The organism is Clostridioides sp. ZZV14-6154, assembly GCF_020657785.1.
Classification (GTDB): domain Bacteria; phylum Bacillota; class Clostridia; order Peptostreptococcales; family Peptostreptococcaceae; genus Clostridioides.
Genome location: NZ_JAGWCY010000083.1, coordinates 1 through 255 on the forward strand (window position 1 = coordinate 1; position 255 = coordinate 255).

A 255-nucleotide genomic window follows, 5' to 3' on the forward strand; every position below is an offset into this window, starting at 1 on the left:
AAGTTGAGCGATTTACTTCGGTAAAGAGCGGCGGACGGGTGAGTAACGCGTGGGTAACCTACCCTGTACACACGGATAACATACCGAAAGGTATGCTAATACGGGATAATATATTTGAGAGGCATCTTTTAAATATCAAAGGTGAGCCAGTACAGGATGGACCCGCGTCTGATTAGCTAGTTGGTAAGGTAACGGCTTACCAAGGCGACGATCAGTAGCCGACCTGAGAGGGTGATCGGCCACATTGGAACTGAG

The 255-nt window shown here is 48.6% G+C and carries 1 rRNA gene; it reads left to right on the top strand.

What is annotated here, in order from left to right:
• Nucleotides 1-255, top strand: a 16S ribosomal RNA gene (locus tag KGF45_RS19840); the annotation flags it as partial.